Consider the following 2,085-nt stretch of genomic DNA (forward strand, 5'->3'; position numbering starts at 1 on the left):
GCGGATCACGATAGGGAACGAGACGAAAACATCATCCCAAGACACTGATTCACCGCGATTCCTGTGTCTAGGCCTTCGTGAAGCCTTCCACCTCGGCAACGTTGGGATACGTAGTGTATCTCCGGGCGACTAGTATGATCCGGACCACTAGGTGTTTGGTCCCGGGATTTGGTGGTGCGGGTCCTGGATGAACCTGGAGGGCTCTTCCGTCCAGGCTTTGCAGATGGCCTCGTAGGGCGTGAGACCCCGTAGGGTCTTCAGCCGGCGGACGAAATCGTAGGCGGCGACGAAGTCGTTGAGGTGCTGGCGGAGCTGGTCGTGGCTCTCGTAGTAGAACCGCTTGACGGTCGCGTCCTTGATGGTGCGGTTCATCCGTTCGACCTGCCCATTCGTCCATGGGTGCCGAGGCTTGGTCAGCCTGTGCTCGACATTCAGCTCGGCGCAGGCGAACTCGAAGGCGTAACAGAGGAACGGCTTGTTCTGGGCCATCATTTGCCGGATGTCCTCGGGCGTCCAACCATCGCCGCCAGGCTCGGTGAAGTGCGTGCCGTTGTCGGTGAGCACGGTATGGATCTTGTAGGGAACGGCCGCGGCAAGGGCGCGTAGGAAGTTGCTGGCGATGCGGCGCGTGGCCTTCTCGTGCAGTTCGGCGAAGGCAAACTTCGAGGTCCTGTCGATGGCGACGAAGGGCATTGGCAATTTGATGGTCAGTGGCCGGGCCGCCCAAGTCGGGGCAGTCTGACGAGATGACGTCAGACCCTGCCACCTACCCTGGGCACCGCTTTCCGGCAGAGATCATCAGCCACGCGGTCTGGCTCTATCACGTGTTCAGTTTGAGCCTGCGGGACGTGGAGCTGATCCTGGCGGAGCGGGGCATCACTGTAACACACGAGAGCATCCGGAGCTGGTGCCGCAAGTTCGGTGCGGAATTCGCGGCCAAGCTTCGGCGGGGCCGGCCCAAGCCGGGCGACACCTGGCACTTGGATAAGGTGTTCCTGCGCATCAATGGCGTGCTGCATTACCTCTGGCGAGCAGTGGACCAGCACGGCGTGGTGCTGGACATCCTCGTTCAGGGCCGGCGGAACGGAAGTGCCGCCAAGCGGTTCTTCAAGCGCCTGTTGGCCGGTCTGAAATACAAGCCGAAGCGCATCGTCACGGATGGCCTGCGAAGCTATGGGGCGGCGAAGCGCGAGGTCCTACCCGACGTGCGGCACCGGACCAGCCGCTATCTCAACAACCGAGCCGAGAACTCCCATCGGCCTACCCGGCGCCGAGAGCGGCAGATGCAGCGGTTCAAGTCACCCAAACAAGCCCAGCGGTTCCTGTCGGCGCACAGCATGATCTACGGTCACTTCCGCCCGCGGCGGCACCTGATGACTGCCGCTCAGCACCAGCGTGCCCGCGCCGAGGCCTTCCGGATCTGGCGGCAGGAAACGTGCGCCCGAGCGGCGGTGTGAACGCGCAAGCCGCCGCGTCACTCGGTCCAGCGCGACCGCTGCTAGAACAACTTGGCAATGCTCCTAGCCGGCATGCGCCGGCGGGCATGGGCAAAAGGGGCTGGCCGCCAGCGCCTGATGCCGGTGCGAGAGGGTGCTGAAGTGCGGCACCGCCCACGCGAGCCCGGCCAGCGCTGGCGGTGGCCATTCCTTACCACGCCGAGGTGAGCCGCTGTATTTCGTCGAGGACAGCCTTAGCAGGGCGGCCCCTCACCTGGCCGCAAGGCGCCTGCCCTTTTCCGGCCTATGGTGTCACAGGGCGGACACCGGAGAGCCTGACCATCTCGGCGCCCTTCCGCCGCTCCTCCTCGATGATCGTGGTGAAGGCCTCCGGACTGTTGCCCACGCCACGATAGGCTTGCGGGGTAAGGACGCGGTCGCGATAGGCGGGGTCCGTCACCACGGCATGCACGGCCTTCGCCATCCGCTCGAGCAGCGGGGCCGGCGTGGCCTGGGGCGCGGCGAGGCCCTGTCTGCCGTCAGGTCTCCTGAGACAGGCGGGGTTGGTTGAGGAGTGGAGGATTTCCGGTTCATCGTGACCCCAAGGAGTGGGACATGAGCCAGAAGTCAGCTGCCCCGAGCCCGAAGC

2 protein-coding genes and 1 pseudogene are annotated in these 2,085 nt (G+C 64.7%); 1 reads left to right on the plus strand and 2 read right to left on the minus strand.

Going from position 1 to position 2,085, the window contains the following annotated elements:
- Nucleotides 1-147: 147 nt before the first annotated feature.
- Nucleotides 148-687, minus strand: a pseudogene (locus tag J8J14_RS24625) (integrase core domain-containing protein); the annotation flags it as partial.
- A 59-nt stretch (nucleotides 688-746) separates the two neighbouring features.
- Between J8J14_RS24625 and J8J14_RS24630 the strand changes: the two are divergent.
- Complete coding sequence (locus J8J14_RS24630; protein WP_209382182.1) at nucleotides 747-1,457, plus strand: IS6 family transposase; 711 nt, start codon at nucleotides 747-749, stop codon at nucleotides 1,455-1,457.
- A gap of 283 nt (nucleotides 1,458-1,740) precedes the next feature.
- Here the strand turns inward: J8J14_RS24630 and J8J14_RS24635 are convergent, their stop codons facing one another.
- Complete coding sequence (locus J8J14_RS24635; protein WP_209382183.1) at nucleotides 1,741-1,920, minus strand: hypothetical protein; 180 nt, start codon at nucleotides 1,918-1,920, stop codon at nucleotides 1,741-1,743.
- Nucleotides 1,921-2,085 lie beyond the last annotated feature (165 nt).

Origin of the sequence: Pararoseomonas baculiformis, assembly GCF_017813395.1 — a bacterium.
Taxonomy (GTDB): Bacteria; Pseudomonadota; Alphaproteobacteria; order Acetobacterales; family Acetobacteraceae; genus Roseomonas; species Roseomonas baculiformis.

What these genes read in the sequence shown, in the direction of transcription:
- J8J14_RS24630 (WP_209382182.1), top strand. Translation starts at nt 747, where the DNA reads ATGACGTCAGACCCTGCCACCTACCCTGGGCACCGCTTTCCGGCAGAG.
- J8J14_RS24635 (WP_209382183.1), bottom strand. Translation starts at nt 1,920, where the DNA reads ATGGCGAAGGCCGTGCATGCCGTGGTGACGGACCCCGCCTATCGCGAC.